Raw genomic sequence first — 18,932 nt, 5'->3', positions numbered from 1 at the left:
AAGCCCGTCCTTGAGAGTTCCAGCCCTAGGCTTAGCCGGTCTGTCGCACGTCCGCCGTTATCAATTGTCACAAAGTCTGAATGGGCGGTTCGTAGAATCAAGACATACTTGCCGCCTTAACCGACCGAGAAGCCTTATGCCCCGGCGCTTGTTCAAACGTTACATGCCAGACCCGACCAGCATCAGGGAACACAAATCCTTACGCTTTCTCGGCACCCTGCTGCATGACCCGAACCTCTGGCACCTCAATCGCCACTCCGTCGCGCGGGCCATGGCGGTCGGTCTGTTCGCGGCGTTCCTGCCCATTCCGTTGCAGATGCTGTTGGCGGCCATCCTTGCCATTGGGGTACGCGGCAACATGCCGATTGCCGTCAGCCTGGTCTGGCTGACCAACCCGATCACCATGCCGGCGGTGTTCTTCTGTACTTACCAGACTGGTGCCTGGCTGATGGACGTCCCCGCCCGCAGCCTGCCGGATGAGCTGACTTGGGAATGGATCAGCGGCGAACTCTCGAGCCTGTGGCAACCGTTCTTGCTTGGCTCGGTGGTGACGGGGTTGGTGCTGGGTGCCCTCGCTTATTGTCTGGTGATGATGTATTGGCGTTGGTGGGTGAGTCGGCAGTGGAAGCGGCGTAAGAAAAGTCGAATGTGAGAATGTAAAACGGCCTCCGCTTGGGAGGCCGTTTTTTTGCGGTGTCTGGGCTGACGTCATCGCGGGCAAGCCCGCTCCCACAGGGATCTGTGTCGTTCACAAATAATGTGGCCGACTCCAATTCATTGTGGGAGCGAGCCTGCTCGCGATGCAGACGACTCGGTCGCTTTAGGTACGCATCCCACGCCCACTCACCAGCAACCGCGCACAACCGATATACAGCACAACGGTCGCAATGAGCATGAAGGTGATCGCCACGCTGATCCTGATATCAGACACACCAAGAATGCCGTAACGGAACGCGTTGACCATGTGCAGCACCGGGTTGGCCAGCGACACGGTCTGCCAGAACGGTGGCAGCAAGCTGATCGAGTAGAACACCCCGCCCAGGTACGTCAATGGCGTCAGCACGAATGTCGGAATGATCGAAATGTCATCGAAGTTGCGCGCAAATACCGCGTTGATGAAACCCAGCAGCGAGAAGATCGTCGCCGTCAGCACCACCACCAGAACGGTCACGCCCAAGTGATGCACCTGCAATTGAGTGAAGAACAACGACAGCAGGGTCACGATGATCCCGACCATCAACCCGCGCAGCACGCCGCCCAGGGTGTAGCCGATCAGAATCGTATGCGGCGACACCGGCGACACCATCAATTCTTCGATGGAACGCTGGAATTTGCTGCCAAAGAAACTCGACACCACGTTGCCGTAGGAGTTGGTGATCACCGACATCATGATCAGCCCCGGCACGATGTACTCCATGTAGGTGAAGCCACCCATGTCGCCGATCTGCCGACCGATCAGATTGCCGAAGATCACGAAGTACAGAACCATGGTGATGGCCGGCGGCAGCAGGGTCTGTGGCCAGATCCGGGTGAAGCGTTTGACCTCACGGTAGACGATGGTATTGAGGGCAACGAGGTTGGGTTGCAGCTCGGAACTCATACCGCCACCTTCGACAGATTCTTCTCCACCAGGGACACGAACAACTCCTCAAGGCGATTGGTTTTGTTACGCAGGCTCAACACTTCGATGTTCTGCTGCGCCAATTGGGTGAACAGCGCAGTAATGCCCATGGCCTTGTCGACCTGGACTTCCAGGGTATGACTGTCGATCAGTTTGGCCGGGTAACCGAGCAATTGCGGGGCCACTTGCAACGTATTCTTCATATCCAGCAGGAAGGTTTCGACATGCAGCTGGCTGAGCAACTGCTTCATGCTGGTGTTCTCGACAATGGTGCCGTGGTCGATGATGCCGATGTTGCGACACAACTGCTCAGCCTCTTCCAGATAGTGGGTGGTGAGGATGATGGTGATGCCTTTCTTGTTCAGTTCGGTGAGGAAGGTCCACATCGAGCGACGCAATTCGATGTCCACCCCCGCCGTCGGTTCGTCGAGGATCAGCAGGCGCGGTTCGTGAACCAGCGCACGGGCGATCATCAGTCGGCGCTTCATGCCGCCGGACAGGGAGCGCGACGGCACATCGCGCTTGTCCCACAGGCCCAGTTGGGTCAGGTATTGCTCGGCACGTTCCTTGGCGATTTTCGCCGGGATGCCGTAGTAACCGGCCTGGGTCACGACAATGTCGAACGTCTTTTCAAACTGGTTGAAGTTGAATTCCTGGGGCACCACGCCAATGCAGCGCTTGAGCGCCGCCGGTTCCTTGTCCAGGTCATGACCGAAGATATTCACCGTCCCGCTGGTCTTGTTCACCAGGGTCGAGAGAATGCCGATGGTCGTGGATTTGCCGGCGCCGTTAGGGCCGAGCAAGGCGAAAAAGTCACCTTCGGCGACATCCAGATCGATACCACTCAAGGCCTGGAAACCGTTGCCGTAGGTTTTGGTTAGCTGCCGGATGGACAGAGCGGAACTCATATCGGATTACGCACCAAGAAGGGAAGAAAGGAATAAATAAGGGCGGGCGGCGAGCAATACAACCGCGGCGCATGAGCGCAATGGTGCTTGTCGCTGCCGCACAAGTACAGTCAAGCGTGTCGATAGTGAGTATTAAGTCAACGCGGTCATGACCGCCTTCTGATAGGCCGGACGCTGTTTCAACCGCGCATACCAGGCTTGGAGGCATGAGCGCAATGGTGCTTGTCGCTGCCGCACAAGTACAGTCAAGCGTGTCGATAGTGAGTATTAAGTCAACGCGGTCATGACCGCCTTCTGATAGGCCGGACGCTGTTTCAACCGCGCATACCAGGCTTGGAGATGAGGCTGTGGTGCGCGCTCGATCGGCATCTCGAACCAGGCATAAATGAAACTGCCCAAGGGAATGTCGCCCATGCCGATCTCATCGCCCGACAGATACGGTTTGGCCGCCAGCGCTTGATCGGCCATCGACAGCAGAGCGTCACACTCCTTGATCGCGGCCTTGATGGCCGGCCAGTCCTGCTGGTCTTCCGGGGTGCGCAACACGCCCCAGAACACCGTGCGGAACGGGGCGGCAAAACTTGAGGTGGTCCAGTCCATCCACTTTTCGGCAGAGGCTCGGGCTTGCAGGTCTGTCGGATACCAGGCAGTACCGCTGGCATGACGGGCCATCAGGTAACGGACGATGGTGTTGGATTCCCACAGCACAAAACCGTCGTCTTCGATCACCGGCACGCGGCCGTTGGGATTCATCGCGCGGTACTCAGGCGTGTCGACTACACCAAAGGCGCCGCCGGCATCGATGGCTTCATAGGCCAGGCCCAGTTCTTCGGCCGCCCACAACGGCTTCCTGACATTCGACGAATTTTTCCGACCCCAGATCTTCAGCATGACCGCCCCTTTTTGGATGAATGCGCAGGCAGCATACGCCGGATCAGGCGCGACTCAAATCGCTCTGCATGTCCCCCAGCAGCACCGGCAGCTGCTCGCCAAACAGATGCGGATAGCACTTTTCCAGGTGTTCGAAAAAGAACGCTTCAGGCACATCGGTGAACTGGCCGTGATCGATCAGGTACTCCATCAGCTGCGCGCCGTCACGATTGAAGGGGTGGAACACGCTGTCGTTGATCCCGTCGAACTCCAGCGGCGCGACATTGAACAGTTCACAGAGTTGTTGATTGAACGCGGGGGTGGCTTTGACCCAACGATCATTCAGGTATAACTCGGTGTAGCCGTGCATGGCGAACACATCGCTTTTGAGCAATTCGAGCAGACGCGGCGTCGACAGATGATTACGCACATCTGCCAGACCGATACGCGCCGGGATCCCGCAGTGCCGGGCTGCACCGGCGAGCAGCGTGGATTTGGGCACGCAATAACTCTCTCCGGCCGCCAGTGCATAGCTGCCGAGCAAGGTTTCTGGATCGCGACTGAAGGTGTAAGGGTTGTAGCGCACGGCCTCGCGCACCGCGTAATAGAGATTGATCGCCTGTTCAAGCGGATCGCGCCCGGCGCCACGATGTTTTTCGGCGAACGCCACCACCGAGGGATGGTCACTGTCGATGAAGCGGCCGGGGCTCAGATACGCATGCATGGCAACAATCTCCTGGGGGAAGCCACGAGTCTAGCGACACCTTCAGCACAGAGATAACGACGTTTCGGCCAAATGTCAGCGCTTGCGGCCCTATTTACGCAAGCGCTAAACCGTCTGCCCTCGAAATAACTGACGAATTTCAGCCGTTGCTTCCTACACGCTCAGACTCATGCGCTGACCCCCCACTTTTATGGATGCCGTCTAAGCTCTGAAAGTGGTTTTGCCCCTGGCTTCATGGAGAATTGAATATGTTGCTGTTGTGGATACTGGTTCTGGTGGTCGGGATTGCCTACCTAGCACATCGCCGCACCGCGCCTCTGCCCGCCTTGGGCATCATCGCTGTCTATCTCTTGGCGATGGGCATCTTCAGCCATGCCCCCGTCTGGCTCATGCTGATTTTCTGGGTGATGCTCGCGGTCGTGACCGCTTTCCTGTTGCTGCCGGATCTGCGCCGAAAACTCTTCACTACGCCAATATTCGGCTGGTTTCAAAAAAACCTGCCGCCGATGTCGCAAACCGAACGTGAAGCCATTGAAGCGGGCACGGTCTGGTGGGACGGCGAGCTGTTCAGCGGGCGCCCGGACTGGAACAAGCTGCTGGCTTATCCAAAAGCGCAACTGAGCGAAGAGGAACAAGCGTTCATCGATGGCCCGACCGAAGAGCTCTGCGCCATGGTCAGCGATTGGCAGATCGGCCAGTTGCTGGATCTGCCGCCCAAGGCTTGGGATCACATTAAACAACATGGCTTTTTTGCCCTGATCATCCCCAAAGAGTACGGTGGCAAAGGCTTCTCGGCCTATGCCCACTCCCAAGTGGCGATGAAACTGGCCACCCGCAGCGGCGACCTGGCGTCGACCGTCATGGTGCCCAATTCCCTCGGACCTGCGGAGCTGCTGCTGCATTACGGTACCGACGAACAACGCAATCATTACCTGCCACGGCTGGCCCGTGGAGAAGATATCCCCTGCTTTGCCCTGACAGGCCCGATGGCGGGCTCCAACGTCGGCGGGATGACCGACACCGGGGTCATCTGCAAAGGTGAATGGGAGGGCAAGGAAACCCTCGGCCTGCGTCTGAACTGGGAAAAACGCTACATCACCCTCGGCCCGGTGGCGACCTTGATCGGCCTGGCCTTCAAGGCCTATGACCCGGACCATCTACTGGGCGACAAAGTCGACCTGGGGATCAGCCTCGCCTTGATTCCAACCCAGACCCCCGGTGTAGAAATCGGTCGCCGTCACCTGCCGCTGGGCGCCTCATTCATGAACGGCCCGAACTCCGGCAAGGACGTGTTCGTACCGCTGGAATTCATCATCGGCGGTCAGGAGATGCTCGGTGAGGGCTGGATGATGCTGATGAACTGCCTGTCGGTCGGGCGTTCCATTTCGCTGCCTGCCATCGGTACCGCTGCGGGCAAGTTCACCAGTCTGGTGACAGGCCAATACGCGCAGGTTCGCGAACAATTCAACGCACCGCTGTCAGCCTTCGAAGGAATTCAAGAGGCATTGGCGCGGATTGGCGGCAACACCTGGCTGATGGACAGCGCACGGATGCTCACCGCCAACGCAGTCGACCTCGGCGAAAAACCCTCGGTACCTTCGGCCATTATCAAATACCACCTCTCTGAACGCGGCCGCGAATGCATCAGCCACGCCATGGATGTTCACGGCGGCAGGGCCATCATCATGGGCCCGAACAACTACCTGGCGCGTGGCTGGCAAGGTGCGCCCATTTCCGTCACGGTCGAAGGTGCGAACATCCTGACACGCAGTTTGATGATCTTCGGCCAGGGCGCTATTCGCTGCCATCCGTTCGTGCTCAAGGAAATGGCCCTCGCCCATCGCGAAGACAAACAACAGGCACTGATCGAGTTCGATGCACTGCTGCTCGACCACATTGGTTTTGCCGTGTGCAACGCCGCCAGCACGCTGGTGCTGAACCTCGGCCTCGGGCATTTCGAACACATGCCCGGGGACAGGCTCAGCCAAGGCTATTTCCGCGCCCTCAACCGTCAGGCCGCGGCCTTTGCCTTGCTTGCAGACCTGAGCATGATGCTGCTGGGCGGTGATTTGAAACGTCGCGAACGGCTGTCCGCACGTCTGGGCGATGTACTCAGCTACCTGTATCTGGCCTCCGGCGCACTCAAGCGTTATCACGATCTCGATTCGCCGGAGCATATGCATCCGCTGTTCGCCTGGGCCATGGAAGAGAGCCTCGGTCAGTCCGAACGTGCGCTGGACGAACTGCTGACCAACTTCCCGAACAAGGTACTCGGATGCCTGCTGCGGGTGATGGTGTTCCCGTTCGGTCGTCGTCACAGAGGCCCGTCGGACAGACTGGCGGCCAACGTCGCAGCCGTCATCGGCCGTCCCAAGGGCGATCCAACGCTTGAGGAGTTACTGGGCGGCTGCTATCGCCCGCAATCGCCAGAGGATTCGGTCGGCGCCCTGCAGCACGCCTGCGACTTGTTGAATGCCGCCAAGCCGCTACAGAAAAAGCTCAATACGGCACTGAAAAGTCGCCAGGTCAAACCCACTGTCGGAGAGTCTCCCATTGATGCCGCCCTGGAGGCTGGCGTCTTGCAACCGCTTGAAGCCCAGACCTTGCGCGAGGCAGAAGTGGCGCGACGCAAGGTGATCGATGTCGATGATTTCGATCCAAAGGAGTTGGTATTGGCCAAAGGCAAGGTCCGCTGATCCGGCGGACCCTGTGTCTTGCATGGGGCTCTTTAATATGTGAAAAGGGGCTCAGGAGCTTTATACTCCCGCGCCCGTTTTGCTCTTGAGGACTTATCTCGTGTCCAACGTCGTTGCCGATCATCTCGTCTTGCTCGACCACCTGCGCAGCATCCTGGTCGCCGTAGGTGAGGCCGAACAGGTTCCCGAAGAAAGCCATGCCTTGTTCCTGGAGCGCTTCGATGAACTGCGTGCATTGCTGCCGGTCGACCCGATCGAAAGCCAATACCTGGGCCAGGACATTCTGTGTCAGGTGATCACTCGTTATCCGCAAATCGCCCACCTGGTCCCGCGCGACCTGCTGTGGTATTTCGCCGGCGACTGCCTGCATTACATGCCCGATGATGAAATCGACCTGTACCAGGCCCTTGAAGAACGTCGCTTCGAAGCCGAACAGAACGACGAACCATTCGACTGGAATCAGGAAAAACAGCTACTGGCGATGTCGAACCAGGACAGCAAGCACTGATTCCACTGTCAGCAAATGCAAAGGCCCGCATGGTTATTCATGCGGGCTTTTTTTGTGGCATTGTCGAGTGATGTGGTGTTTGGGCTTGCTCGCGAAAGGGCTCTTCAGAGCAACCCATCACTTTCGGGCAACTCATACTCTGCCGCGACCTTGCCCAACGCACCCGGCTTGCCCGGCCTGCTCAAGGTCGGCTCCTTCTCCAGGCACTCCACCAGATAATCGATAAGCACCCGTAACTTGGGCGGTAGATAGCGGGTGGGCGAATGCAGCAGCCAGGCGCCTCCGTGGTAGGACGCCAGAAAAGTCCAGTCCGGCAAAACCTGAACGATCAGCCCTTGTTCCAGCGCATAACGGGCGGTGAAGTACGGCAGGCTGCCGATTCCGATGTGTTGCAATACCGCGCCCAACCGCACCCCCGTGTGATTGGCGGCATAACGTCCGCGCACGCCGACGGTCACGGCTTTGCTGCCTTTCTTGAATTTCCAGCGCGCATCGCTCGGGGTTTCGCCCAGATAGATACAGCTGTGGTTGAGTAAGTCGTGGGGATGAGTCGGCGTGCCGTGTTCGGCCAGGTACTGTGGCGTTGCACAGAGTAAATGATCGATGGTCAACAACTGCCGCCCCACCAGCCCCGCGGGCGGGCGGTCGGTAATACGGATCGCCAGATCGACGTTGTCGTCGATCAAATCCACCTGACGGTCCTCGAGCAACAACTCCACATTTACTTTGGGATAGCGCCGCAGAAATTCGGGCATGTGCGGATGAATCACGAATCGCCCGACAGCCTTGGGCACGCTGACACGCACCAGCCCTTCCGCTTCATGGGTGAACTGACCGCTGATTTCCATCACCGACTTCGCCGCGCTGACCATCTCCTGGCAACGCTTGAACACCTCTTCGCCACCGTCACTCAGGCGCAGCTTGCGCGTGGTTCGTTGCAGCAGCCGCGTGGCGAGTGCCTTCTCCAGCCGCGAAATGCTGCGACTCACCGCCGAGGGTGAAGAACCTAGTTGGCGTGCCGCTTCGGAGAAACTGCCAGTCTCGACAACCTTGACGAAAATCGCCATTTCACCGAGCAGAGGCAGAGGAAGATTTATGCTCACAGCGCAACAGTCCTTTGATGATTGAACGGATTATCACGCAATTCCACGATTCATATAATAAAAATAGAAACTTTAATAAGAGCATGGAATATGACGCTTCGCCTCTTCTTCCATAGTGATGAGCTCAAGGCCAACGTGGAAGTCCTGGAATGCACACCTCAGGAGAACGAATTCGCTGTGGTGCTGCGGGCCACACTGTTTCATCCCCAAGGCGGCGGGCAACCCTGGGATACCGGCTGGATCGGCGAAAGCCAGGTGATGCGCGTGGTTCAGGATCCTAACCGGATCATCCACTTCGTCGACCACCCGGTAAAACTCGGCATGACCCAGATTCGGGTCGACGAGCAACGCCGCCGGTTCAACACGCGCATGCATTCGGCGGGTCACCTGATTGGTCACTTCGTCCAGGCGATGGGCTGGATGCCGATCAAGGCTCATCACTGGCCGGATGAAGGACGTGTCCAGTTCAAGCCGGCTGATAGCGCGCAGGAGGTCGATGCGCAGACGATTCAGCACGGCATCAAGCAATGGATCGCCCATGACCTGCCGCGCCTGACGTCGTTGCGCGAAGGCGCCCGGGAAATCGGTTTCGGTGAACTGCCCGCCTACGGTTGCGGCGGCACCCATGTACGGAGCCTGAAGGATTTGGGCACGGTCACGATCGCTTCCCTTTCACAGAAAAAGGGAACGCTGTCAGTCCACTACAGCGTGGACTGAACATTTGGGCGATGTCGGCCCCGTCATCGCCTGACGCCGGGGGAGTCTGCGTTCGCGGGCTCTGTTGACTATCGATAGATGGACCTAAAGACATGATGCTTGACGTCGAGCGTCTCGATGAGACGTGCATACAAAAACTGGCCAATGAAGAAGTCCTCGCCATCCGCGTCAAGGGCTTGTTGCCTGGGCCGCTGGCGATCCAGATCGGCGACAAGATCCTCGCCCCCGGCTTCGAAGGCTACATCAACGCGCCGAGTATCGGCCGCATTGGCATGGCGTTTTATGAAGCGGAAAACCAGCCGCTGTTGATCGAAGACTATTTCGAGCGCGCCACCAGCAATATCGCCGAGTTGCGCAGCCGTTGTGCGCCCTACTCCTCTCCTGTCGACACGCTGCGCTGCATGCTCGACGAGTCCTGGCCGGCGGGGGCGCACCTGGAGAATCTCTATGGCCGCAAGATGTATGTGGGCCTGTCCCGGGTCGTGAAACCCGGGGTGTGCTTCCTCGCCCATCACGACATTTTCGCCAAGGACGCCCCGGACAGCTTCCAGGCCAGAAGCCTGGAAGCGCAGTTCGCCTGCAACGTCTACCTGAACATGCCGACCGAGGGCGGCGCGTTGCAGATGTGGGACCACGACATTTCTCCGGACCAGTTCGATGAAATGCGTGGCGACAGTTACGGCATCGACCCGGCCTTGCTTGGCCCTCCGACCCTGGAGATTCGTCCTGAGCCGGGTGATTTCATCATGTTCAATTCGCGCTGCATGCACTCGGTGACCCCGGGGGTGGACGATCCGCGATTGAGCCTTTCCTTCTTTGTCGGCTATCGCGGCAATGCTTCACCCCTGACTTTCTGGAGCTGAGATGTTTTCGAATTACCTGGGCGAGTTTCTGGCGCTGGCAACCATCCACTTTCTGGCCGTGGTCGCCCCCGGACCGGACTTCGCCGTGACCATCCGCCAAAGCGTGCGTTTCGGCCGCTTGGTGGGGATTTGCACGGCGCTGGGCATCGGCGCGGGCATTTCCGTGCATGTGCTTTACACCTTGCTCGGCGTCGGTGCGCTAATGCACACCACACCCTGGTTGTTGACGGTGGCCAAGGTTGTGGGGGGGGCCTACATTTTGTACCTCGGCGTGAGCCTGCTGCGTAGCAAACCCAAAACTGTGCTGGAAGGCGACAAAGGTGCAGACGAACCGGTGGTCGAGCAAACATTGCTGAAGGCGTTCATCACAGGTTTTCTAACCAACGCCACCAACCCCAAGGCCACGTTGTTTTTCCTGGCGATCTTCACCACGATCATCAGTGCCACGACACCGCTGCAGATTCAGGCGCTATACGGGCTATGGATGTGTTTCGTGAACGCCTTGTGGTTCGTGATCGTGGCGCTGTTCTTTTCCAGCGCCCGGGTGCGATTGCTGTTCATGCGCATGGGGCACTGGTTCGAACGAACCATGGGTGTGATCCTGATTCTGTTCGCTGGCCGGTTGATTCTGTCGATGTAAAACAATCGGCCCGCCAGTCTGACTGGCGGGCCGTCGATATCATTTCTTGTTCGATAACCCAGACACTTACCAAAGCGCCAGGGTATAGCTGACGATCAAGCGATTCTCATCCAGATCATTGCCAAAGTTCGAACGCACCGACGCGTTGCGCCATTTAAAGCCCAAGCCTTTCAACGTACCGTCCTGCACCACGTAAGCGATATCGGTGTCGCGCTCCCATTCCTTGCCTTCACCCGCAGCACTGCGCTGCACGTTATCCCCCGAGATATAACGGGTCATAAAGCTCAACCCCGGCACACCCAATGCGGCGAAGTTATAGTCGTAGCGCGTTTGCCAGGAGTGTTCGTCAACATTGGCGAAGTCATTGATCTGCACGAAGTTGACCAGGTACGGATCGCTGCGGCCAATGTACGGAAATGGATCATCGCCGCTCATGCGCTGGTAGCCGAAGCCCAGCGCGTGGCCGTCGCGACTGTAGGTAAACATCGCACCGAGAGCCTGGTTGTCGAGGTCACGAAAGTTGCCATCTTCAATACTGCGCGCATAGCGCACGTCGCTCTTGAGTGACTGACCGGCCCCCAGATCCAGCAGGTGCACCAATCCGAGGTAGTTTTGCTGGTAGATATTGTCCAGCTTGCCGTAGCGGTACTGCGCTGTCAGGTTCGGCAGGAATTGATAGTCAGCCCCGGCGAACTGGAACTTGTCGCTTTGCCCGCCGATGCGATTGGCAGTCATGTCCTGGTAGTCAGTGGAATCGACAAAATTTATCTGCGTGAGTTGACCAGCGGTGAGCTTCAAACGGTCGATTTCCTGCACATTGACCAGGCCGCCCTTGAAAGTTGACGGCAACAGGCGAGTGTCGTTGGAGTTCACCACCGGATCCTTGATCTGCAACGTCCCCAGCTTCAGGGTGCTCTTGGACAAACGCACTTTGGCGGTCAGGCCCAACTCGCCATAGCGATCCTGCGAGCCGCCTGACAAATCCGGCGGCAACAGATTGGTGCCCGCCGTGCCGCCGCCGGAGTCCAGTTTAAAACCGGCCATGCCCAGTGCATCCAGACCAAACCCCAGCGTGCCAGCGGTATACCCGGACTCCATCCTCAACAGAAAACCCTGTGCCCATTCCTCGGCTTTGTCTCGCGAGCCGTCCTGGCGGAAATCGCGATTGAAGTAAAAGTTGCGTGCTTCCAGGCTGCCTTTACTGTCGGTAATGAAATCCGCCTGAGCGGCCGGTGCGCCGAGCAAGCTCAACCCGAGCAATGTGCCGACCAGGAGGTACAACCGTTGGGTGGAAAGCGAATAGTTCATGCCTGCTCCTGTTACGGACGCGAGCGAGCCCTCTCGGGGGCGTTGCGATCGCGGCCGATGTTTGTCGATTAGCAATGGATCAGCGACGTCTGGGCACAATGGCCCAGACGTGTCGGGGTTCAGGATTCGAGTTGGCGACCGCGGGTTTCCGGCAGGCTTAACGCGGCCAGAATCACCACGCCATAGGCACCGGCAGCGAAGATTCCGATCCCCGTACCAATCGGCAACGTTTCGCTCAGCGCACCGATGAACAACGGAAACAGCGCCGCAATGGAACGCCCGGCGTTATAGCAAAAGCCCTGGCCCGAACCGCGCATGCGGGTCGGAAACAACTCGGTCAGAAAAGCGCCCATGCCGGCAAAAATGCCCGAAGCGAAGAAACCCAACGGAAAGCCCAGCCAGAGCATCCAGGTGTTGTCGATGGGCAGTTGGGTGTAGGCCAGAACGATCGCCATGGAGCCGACGGCAAACAGGATGAAGTTCTTCTTTCGGCCGATGGCATCGGTCAGCAATGCACTGGTCACATAGCCAATGTAGGAACCGACGATCACCATCGCCAGATAGCCGCCAGTGCCGAGTACGCTCAAGCCGCGCTCGGTTTTCAGGTAAGTCGGCAACCATGTGGTGATCGCGTAGTATCCACCCAGTGCGCCAGTGGTCAGCAACGAAGCGCGCAAGGTGGTACTGAGCATCCGAGGTGCGAAGATTTCAAAGAAGGCCCAACGCGAATCCTTTTCAGGCTTGGCCTTGCGCTCAATGCAGGCCTGCTCGAAGGTGTCCGACTCCTTGACCAGTCGGCGGATTACCAATACGAATAGCGCTGGCACCAACCCGATCATGAACAGCGCCCGCCAGGCCTCTTCCGGCGGCAGAAAGCTGAACAGTCCGGCATAGAGCAATGCCGTCAGCCCCCACCCCAGCGCCCATCCGGCCTGCACCATGCCCACTGCCTTGCCGCGATCCTTGGAGCGAATCACCTCGCCAATCAGCACCGCACCCGCTGTCCATTCACCACCGAAACCAAAGCCCATCAGGGTCCGGGCCACCAGTAGTTGCTCGTAGTTTTGTGCCAGTCCGCAGAGGAAAGTGAAGAAGGCGAACCACAGCACCGTCAGTTGCAAGGTGCGCACCCGACCGATGCGGTCGGACAGTATTCCGGCGATCCAGCCACCCGCTGCCGAGGCCAGCAGCGTACAAGTGCCAATCATCCCGGCATCGCCCTTGGAGATGCCCCAGGTTGCGATCAGGGTCGGAATGACGAAACTGAGCATCTGTGTGTCCATGCCATCCAGGGCATAGCCGATCTTGCAACTCCAGAAGGTACGCTTTTCATTTTTCGACAGGGGGCCGTACCAACTGAACGGGCCGGTGCGGCCCGAACCTGAAAGCACGTGGTCAGTCATGGTCTTTTCCATGGGAGTTCCTGCGGCAGCAAGCGAAGATGACGGACACGCCTCATTATTTTTTTGTGAAGGCGTTGTCGTGGGGGGGCAGACGCAGTGGCTGCGTCGTGGAGCGGATTCTTCGCGCCAAGGCCAAACTGCGTCAAACGGGAAAAAAACGAGGTTATGCATAAGAAAATTTGATACCCCCGGCGACGAACTCTGGAGTAACAATTACTGCACCCCCACCACGGTTCTCTGTGGAAAAACAGTGAACGCCCCACCACGAGAACTGCCATGAACCTCAAATTTCTCGAAACCTTCGTCTGGGTCGCACGCCTGCAAAGCTTCAGCCTCACCGCAGAGAAAATGTTCAGCACTCAGGCGGCTATTTCCAGCCGGATTGCCTCGCTGGAAGAAGAGTTGGGCCTGCGTTTGTTTGTGCGCGATTCGCGCGGGGTATCGCTAACGCTGGAAGGCCTCAAGGTGCTCGACTACGCCGAGCAGATGCTCGAGGTTCAGCGAGCGTTGAAACACTCACTGGATAACACCAACCCGCAACAGGGCCTGGTGCGCATCGGTGTGATGGATACGGTGATCCACACTTGGCTCAGCCCGTTGATGTCGACCTTGATGCAGACCTTCCCCGCCGTGGAAATCGAGATCACGGCCGACGCCGCACGCAATCTGTGCGATCAGCTGCAAAAGGGCTATCTGGACATCGTGTTCCAGACGGACCTGATCCGCCACGAAAGTGTGCGCAATCTCGAACTGGCGCACTATCCCATGCACTGGATCGCCGCCAGTAACTCAATCTATGCCCGCCCCTATGCCTCACTGGCCGAAATGGCCAGTGAACGCATCATCACCTTCGTCAAAAACTCCCGGCCGCATCAGGATGTACTCAACCTGCTGCACGCCCACGGCATCAGTACGCCACGCGTCAGTTGCGTCAACTCGGTGTCGGCCATGACCCGGCTGATTCGTGACGGATTCGGTATTGGCGCCTTGCCGGCCGCGCTGGTGGCCAAGCCCTTGGCCAGCGGTGAGCTGATTCAGCTGGAACCAGGTACAAGCTTGCCGCAGCTGGATGTCGTGGCTTCATGGCGCGCCGGCGTCGGCCTGGAGTTGATCGAGAGCATCGTCGACATGAGCCGCCAGGTAGTCTCCCAATACGCTGCGGATGTCGGCCCGCTTCGAATGGTTCCGGCACCCGGTCTCAACAGCCGACGGTCCCTTGAATAACTTTTAGTTGTCGGGGGGTAACAACATTCCTGGTTGGACGGCATCGTCATGGTTTTCTAAAAAGGGTCATCGAACCTGAAGAGATGCCGTGATGAGCCAACCCACCCTGTCGTTCGAACAACTGAAGCACAGCGTTCCACCGGCCCTGCGCCAATGCATCGCTGCCGGACAATATCAGGGCCACACCAGCGGCTTGGCCCAAGGTCGGGTGCAAGCCAATATCGTGATTCTGCCCAACGATTGGGCTAACGAGTTTCTGCGGTATTGCACACTCAATCGGCAGGCTTGCCCGGTGCTCGACGTTACCGACCCCGGTGATCCGTATTTTCGCAATCTCGGCACAGCCATTGATATTCGTCACGAGGTGTCCCGATACAGGGTCTATCGCCATGGCGAACTGAGCGAAGAACCGTCGGATATCGGACATTTGTGGCAGGACGATCTGGTGGCCTTCGCCATCGGTTGCTCGTTCTCCTTCGAACAACCGCTGCTGGATGCCGGCATCGCCCTCAGGCACATCGATCTGGGGCGCAATGTCGCCATGTACCGGACGAACATAGACACCCGCCCTACCGCTCGCCTGAGCGGCAAGCTGGTAGTGAGCATGCGCCCGATGAAGGCCGCCGCGGCGATCCAGGCGATCCAGATCACCGCACGCATGCCCAACGTCCACGGCGCACCGGTGCACATCGGTGATCCGGCGCTGATCGGCATCGATTCACTAAGCAGCCCGGACTACGGCGATGCCGTGTCAGTCGAAGCCGACGAAATCCCGGTATTCTGGGCCTGCGGTGTGACCCCGCAATCGGTGGTGCAAACTTCACGTCCACCGCTGTGCATCACCCATGCTCCCGGCTGCATGCTGGTAACGGATGTGTGGAATAGCGCTTTGTAAATGAGGGCGGGCTCGCGTGGCATAGTAACGTGAGCCTCGGATAAGGATGTTCTCAACCTGATAGGGATTCGACGGACAAACAATGAACACTGCTCAACAATCGATTCAACAGTACATAAAAGCCAAGGACAGTAATCGCCCATATTTGTTACGCCAGGCCTTTGCGCCAGACGCGATACTGGACATGGTCGTGCACACCGGATCTATCTCGTTTCCACCCCACGTTGAAGGCCTCGGATCTATCGGCGATGTACTCGTCAGGCGATTCGGCCAGACTTTCGAAAACGTCTATACCTTTTGCCTGGGACTCCCACCAGAACCGCAGGCAAAAACATTCCAGTGCAAATGGCTGGTCGGCATGTCCGACAAGAGCTGCGGCGAAGGCCGAGTCGGTTGCGGTCTGTATGAGTGGCAGTTCAGCCCCGAGTCGAGGCTTGTCGAGAGGCTCACTATCACCATTGAGCACATGAAAACCCTGCCAGCGACTGATCTGCACTGCATCATGGAGTGGGTATCGCATCTGGATTACCCATGGTGCAGTTCGCAAGCCTTAGTGAGCAATGCTCCTGATATAGACACGCTTGAAGAGGTGATCCAGTACCTTACGGCCAATACGCCAACCTGCACTTCGCAGGTGTAGAGCTACACAATCAGTCGTATTCAGCTTCCTTGTAATATCCCCTCAGACGCCATTGTTAGGTTTGGTCAGCATCCGAAAAGTACAAACCGGCACACCTGAAAAGACGCCACTCAATGAGTGGCGTTTTTGTGAAATATGCAGCGCAAAACCCAAAGAAAAACTCGCAGGACCGTAAAGCACCCCTTATTTCATCAGCATCCAGCGCAATACCAATGATTGCGTGGCCTAGCCGTGCTTTTCAGAAAAAAAACCAACATCTGTATCGAAAGTTTTCGTTCAAAGCATGGCGCTTTGCCTTGGTTGAACTACCTTTCAAACAAGAAGAAGACATAACGGTTCGAAATGCCACGTTAGGTTCAGCGATCAGATAGCGGATTGGCAAAAGGAGTTACCTCACTATGATCCTGACAAGCGTTTTCCGGCTCAGTGCGTTAATTGCCGGTTGCTTTTTAGGGGAGTCAGGTCGGCGCAAAGTGCCGTCTTTAGCTGCTGCTGTCGAGCCTGCGTATATCGTTCGGGTTGACAGCCCTGGCATCTGGATCACTAAAAACCGTTATAGCGAAGGTCGCTCGTTGTTCCGTCAGAACAGCGTATTGCAGTTGCTTGCATGTAGCACCACGGAATATTGCCGGGGCCATTAGTCAGGGGTCTGGCGGGGTAGAGGGCCGACCAAGGCCCCTTGTAGTGATCCGAGGCAACCTGGTTTTGCCTCAAAGATGGCTATTCAGCGAGGATGCACTTAATGAGCTATCGTACCGTGCCCGCTTTCAAGCGAATTATCCATGGTCTGTTCTGGACGGGCCTCAGCGTGAATGCGGCTCAGGCCGCGCCGGCCAATTGTTCGCAACTGGATAATATGCCGACAACGTTTGAGGTCGGTCAGGGGCTTCAGAATGAACTGCGCGTCCCCGTCCCGGTGACACAGCTGGCAGTCGGCGATCCGAAAATCGCCGACGTGCAACCCAGCGGCAACAACCCCAATGCCTTCTTGCTCACCGGTATGGCGCCGGGGACCACCAGCCTGATGGTCTGGACTGCCTGTTCGACAACGCCGCGCCAAAGCATGGTGTTCGTCAAGGGCAAGGCCACCGCGGCGCTCACCAGCGTCTCGACAGTGCCTTCCGAAGATCCGCTGTTGCCGATCCAGGTGCAAACCGACATCCGCTTCGTTGAAGTCAGCCGGACCAAACTCAAGGAAGCCAATGCCTCGATTTTTGGCCGCCAAGGCAACTTCCTGTTCGGCTCACCGAGAACCTTGCCCACCGTCGGCGGCATTGTCACGCCCTCGGTGCCGGTGAACAACGGCATGTTCAACTTCGCTTTTGCGTCCAGCGATACTCTAGTGTCGATCAACGCACTGGAAGGCAGCGGTTTCGCCTACACCCTGGCACGGCCAAGCCTGGTAGCGCTCAGCGGGCAGAGTGCGAGCTTCCTGGCCGGTGGTGAAGTGCCGATTCCAGTGCCCAGTTCCGGCAGCGATAACGTGTCCATCGAGTACAAGGAATTCGGTATTCGCCTGACCCTGACGCCGACCATCATCGGCAAAAACCGTATCGCGCTGAAGGTGGCGCCGGAAGTCAGTGAACTGGACTTCACCAACGCCGTAAGCATCGCCGGCACCATCGTTCCGGCGCTGACCATTCGACGTACCGACACCAGCATCTCCCTGGCCGACGGCGAAAGCTTCGTCATCAGCGGCCTGATCAGCACCCGCAACAGTTCCCAGGTGAACAAGTTTCCGGGGCTGGGCGATATCCCGATTCTGGGCGCGTTCTTCCGCGACAACAGCGTCAACCGTGAAGAGCGTGAACTGCTGATGATCGTTACTCCGCATCTGGTCCAGCCACTGGCTGCCAATGCACAACTACCATCATTGCCTGGCGAGCAGCTGCGCAATTACGACCCGAACTTCTACCGCATGTTCTTCCTCGAAAATGGCGATTTCGACAGTCGCTCCGGGCTCTCGCAATGAGCCTGAATCAGACTTGCCTCGACCTCACTCGTAACGGTGATCTTGAACGCTTGCCAAGCCAGCTTTATTGCCATTGGCCAGGCGTTCAACGTGTTGTAGCCAGAGGACACTCGATGAAAGCAGTCATTGCAATAGCGGCGACAATCATGCTCACAGGTTGTGCCAGCAATGGCCTGTCGTCGCGACCGGCTGAGTGTGCCAAGCCCGCTTCGGATCAAGAGCTGGCCCTGAGCTTGGCCGATAACATGGTCAATGAGGGCCGTTTGTATGCCAGCCTGGCGAATCTTGAAGGTTTGCCCGACAACCTGGTTCAGGTTCGCCTGCGCAAGGCTCGGGTACTGCGCTTGATGGGGCGTAACGAGGCGGGGCCGTTGTATCAAAGCTTGCTCGGCACCTGTATGGCCGCTGACGGGGAACATGGCTTGGGCCAGTTGGCCGCGGCCAAAAATGATTACGCCAACGCTACCACTCACCTTGAGCGCGCGGTGAAGATGGCCCCCACCGACGAAAGGATGCGCAATGACCTGGGGGTGGTCTACCTCAATCAGCGACGGATCCCTGAAGCACGCTTTGAGTTCATGACCGCCATGGAACTCAAACAGTCCAATTCACTGGCGGCAATCAATATGGTGACGCTGCTGATCTATCAGGATAACTGGAAGGCAGCTTCCGAACTCGTGACCCGCGCCAGCTTAAGCCCTCAGCAAGTCGCAGAGGCTCAAACCCGCGCGGAAAAACTCAAGGCTTCTGCTAAAAAAGCAGTGGCATCCGAGGGGAATCGCAGAACTGAGGTAGCCGCTGCCTCATCCAGTGCGACCAAGTAAAACGTACGAGGAGTCG

At 57.9% G+C, this 18,932-nt stretch carries 19 protein-coding genes; 12 read left to right on the top strand and 7 right to left on the bottom strand.

The genetic code is table 11. From position 1 onward, the window contains the following. The first annotated feature begins 136 nt into the window (after positions 1 to 136). Entirely contained in the window at positions 137 to 652 is a 516-nt protein-coding gene (locus AB7M26_RS12780) for a DUF2062 domain-containing protein (protein ID WP_123494598.1), read from the top strand. A gap of 168 nt (positions 653 to 820) precedes the next feature. Here the strand turns inward: AB7M26_RS12780 and AB7M26_RS12775 are convergent, their stop codons facing one another. The 4 genes from AB7M26_RS12775 to AB7M26_RS12760 form a co-directional block, all read right to left on the bottom strand. Continuing rightward, positions 821 to 1,600, bottom strand: a complete 780-nt coding sequence (locus tag AB7M26_RS12775) for an ABC transporter permease (RefSeq protein ID WP_030131947.1) — start codon at positions 1,598 to 1,600, stop codon at positions 821 to 823. Beyond that, a complete protein-coding gene (locus tag AB7M26_RS12770) occupies positions 1,597 to 2,529 on the bottom strand; it encodes an ABC transporter ATP-binding protein (protein WP_123494600.1) in 933 nt (310 codons plus the stop codon). Before AB7M26_RS12770 ends, AB7M26_RS12775 begins: the two co-directional genes overlap by 4 nt. Before the next feature lie 267 nt (positions 2,530 to 2,796). Then, entirely contained in the window at positions 2,797 to 3,420 is a 624-nt protein-coding gene (locus AB7M26_RS12765) for a glutathione S-transferase family protein (protein WP_123494601.1), read from the bottom strand. A gap of 43 nt (positions 3,421 to 3,463) precedes the next feature. Further along, the gene (locus AB7M26_RS12760) at positions 3,464 to 4,123 is read right to left on the bottom strand and encodes a transglutaminase-like domain-containing protein (protein ID WP_123494602.1); all 660 of its coding nucleotides are present in this window, start codon (positions 4,121 to 4,123) and stop codon (positions 3,464 to 3,466) included. 248 nt (positions 4,124 to 4,371) lie between these two features. Between AB7M26_RS12760 and AB7M26_RS12755 the strand changes: the two genes are divergently transcribed. Both AB7M26_RS12755 and AB7M26_RS12750 read left to right on the top strand, forming a co-directional pair. Beyond that, positions 4,372 to 6,819 (top strand): acyl-CoA dehydrogenase, encoded by a 2,448-nt coding sequence (locus AB7M26_RS12755; RefSeq protein ID WP_123494603.1) that lies wholly within the window; start codon positions 4,372 to 4,374, stop codon positions 6,817 to 6,819. A gap of 100 nt (positions 6,820 to 6,919) precedes the next feature. Beyond that, a complete protein-coding gene (locus tag AB7M26_RS12750) occupies positions 6,920 to 7,327 on the top strand; it encodes a PA2817 family protein (RefSeq protein ID WP_007905217.1) in 408 nt (135 codons plus the stop codon). A gap of 104 nt (positions 7,328 to 7,431) precedes the next feature. Here AB7M26_RS12750 and AB7M26_RS12745 read toward each other — a convergent pair whose 3' ends face one another. After that, positions 7,432 to 8,430, bottom strand: a complete 999-nt coding sequence (locus tag AB7M26_RS12745; protein ID WP_123494604.1) for a LysR family transcriptional regulator — start codon at positions 8,428 to 8,430, stop codon at positions 7,432 to 7,434. Positions 8,431 to 8,520: 90 nt separating this feature from the next. Here AB7M26_RS12745 and AB7M26_RS12740 point away from each other — a divergent pair, with 90 nt between their 5' ends. The 3 genes from AB7M26_RS12740 (at position 8,521) to AB7M26_RS12730 (ending at position 10,650) form a co-directional block, all read left to right on the top strand. Beyond that, positions 8,521 to 9,147, top strand: coding sequence for an alanyl-tRNA editing protein (locus tag AB7M26_RS12740; RefSeq protein WP_123494605.1), 627 nt, complete (start codon positions 8,521 to 8,523; stop codon positions 9,145 to 9,147). Between the two features lie 92 nt (positions 9,148 to 9,239). Further along, positions 9,240 to 10,010 carry a 2OG-Fe(II) oxygenase gene (locus tag AB7M26_RS12735; RefSeq protein WP_008070203.1) on the top strand — a complete coding sequence of 257 codons (771 nt, stop codon included), beginning with the start codon at positions 9,240 to 9,242 and terminating at the stop codon, positions 10,008 to 10,010. Position 10,011: 1 nt separating this feature from the next. After that, entirely contained in the window at positions 10,012 to 10,650 is a 639-nt protein-coding gene (locus AB7M26_RS12730) for a LysE family translocator (RefSeq protein WP_123494607.1), read from the top strand. A gap of 66 nt (positions 10,651 to 10,716) precedes the next feature. Here AB7M26_RS12730 and AB7M26_RS12725 read toward each other — a convergent pair whose 3' ends face one another. Both AB7M26_RS12725 and AB7M26_RS12720 read right to left on the bottom strand, forming a co-directional pair. Then, the gene (locus AB7M26_RS12725; RefSeq protein ID WP_123494608.1) at positions 10,717 to 11,958 is read right to left on the bottom strand and encodes an OprD family porin; all 1,242 of its coding nucleotides are present in this window, start codon (positions 11,956 to 11,958) and stop codon (positions 10,717 to 10,719) included. A gap of 119 nt (positions 11,959 to 12,077) precedes the next feature. Continuing rightward, a complete protein-coding gene (locus tag AB7M26_RS12720) occupies positions 12,078 to 13,361 on the bottom strand; it encodes an MFS transporter (RefSeq protein WP_185022051.1) in 1,284 nt (427 codons plus the stop codon). Between the two features lie 276 nt (positions 13,362 to 13,637). Between AB7M26_RS12720 and AB7M26_RS12715 the strand changes: the two genes are divergently transcribed. From AB7M26_RS12715 to AB7M26_RS12690, 6 genes are all read left to right on the top strand, one after another. Next, positions 13,638 to 14,585, top strand: coding sequence for a LysR family transcriptional regulator (locus tag AB7M26_RS12715; RefSeq protein ID WP_123494609.1), 948 nt, complete (start codon positions 13,638 to 13,640; stop codon positions 14,583 to 14,585). Positions 14,586 to 14,676: 91 nt separating this feature from the next. Then, positions 14,677 to 15,480: a putative hydro-lyase gene (locus AB7M26_RS12710; RefSeq protein WP_123494610.1), complete on the top strand. Its 804-nt coding sequence runs from the start codon at positions 14,677 to 14,679 to the stop codon at positions 15,478 to 15,480. An 82-nt stretch (positions 15,481 to 15,562) separates the two neighbouring features. Beyond that, positions 15,563 to 16,120: a hypothetical protein gene (locus AB7M26_RS12705; protein ID WP_123494611.1), complete on the top strand. Its 558-nt coding sequence runs from the start codon at positions 15,563 to 15,565 to the stop codon at positions 16,118 to 16,120. A gap of 113 nt (positions 16,121 to 16,233) precedes the next feature. Next, positions 16,234 to 16,491, top strand: a complete 258-nt coding sequence (locus AB7M26_RS12700) for a hypothetical protein (protein WP_148050123.1) — start codon at positions 16,234 to 16,236, stop codon at positions 16,489 to 16,491. A gap of 371 nt (positions 16,492 to 16,862) precedes the next feature. Next, positions 16,863 to 18,092 (top strand): type II and III secretion system protein family protein, encoded by a 1,230-nt coding sequence (locus tag AB7M26_RS12695; RefSeq protein ID WP_038982062.1) that lies wholly within the window; start codon positions 16,863 to 16,865, stop codon positions 18,090 to 18,092. Between the two features lie 113 nt (positions 18,093 to 18,205). Further along, complete coding sequence (locus AB7M26_RS12690; protein ID WP_123494613.1) at positions 18,206 to 18,916, top strand: tetratricopeptide repeat protein; 711 nt, start codon at positions 18,206 to 18,208, stop codon at positions 18,914 to 18,916. Positions 18,917 to 18,932: the final 16 nt, after the last annotated feature.

This window comes from Pseudomonas sp. F-14 TE3482 (assembly GCF_053629455.1).
Note: the sequence above shows the minus strand (reverse complement) of the source record. Positions and strands in the feature narration are given on the sequence as shown.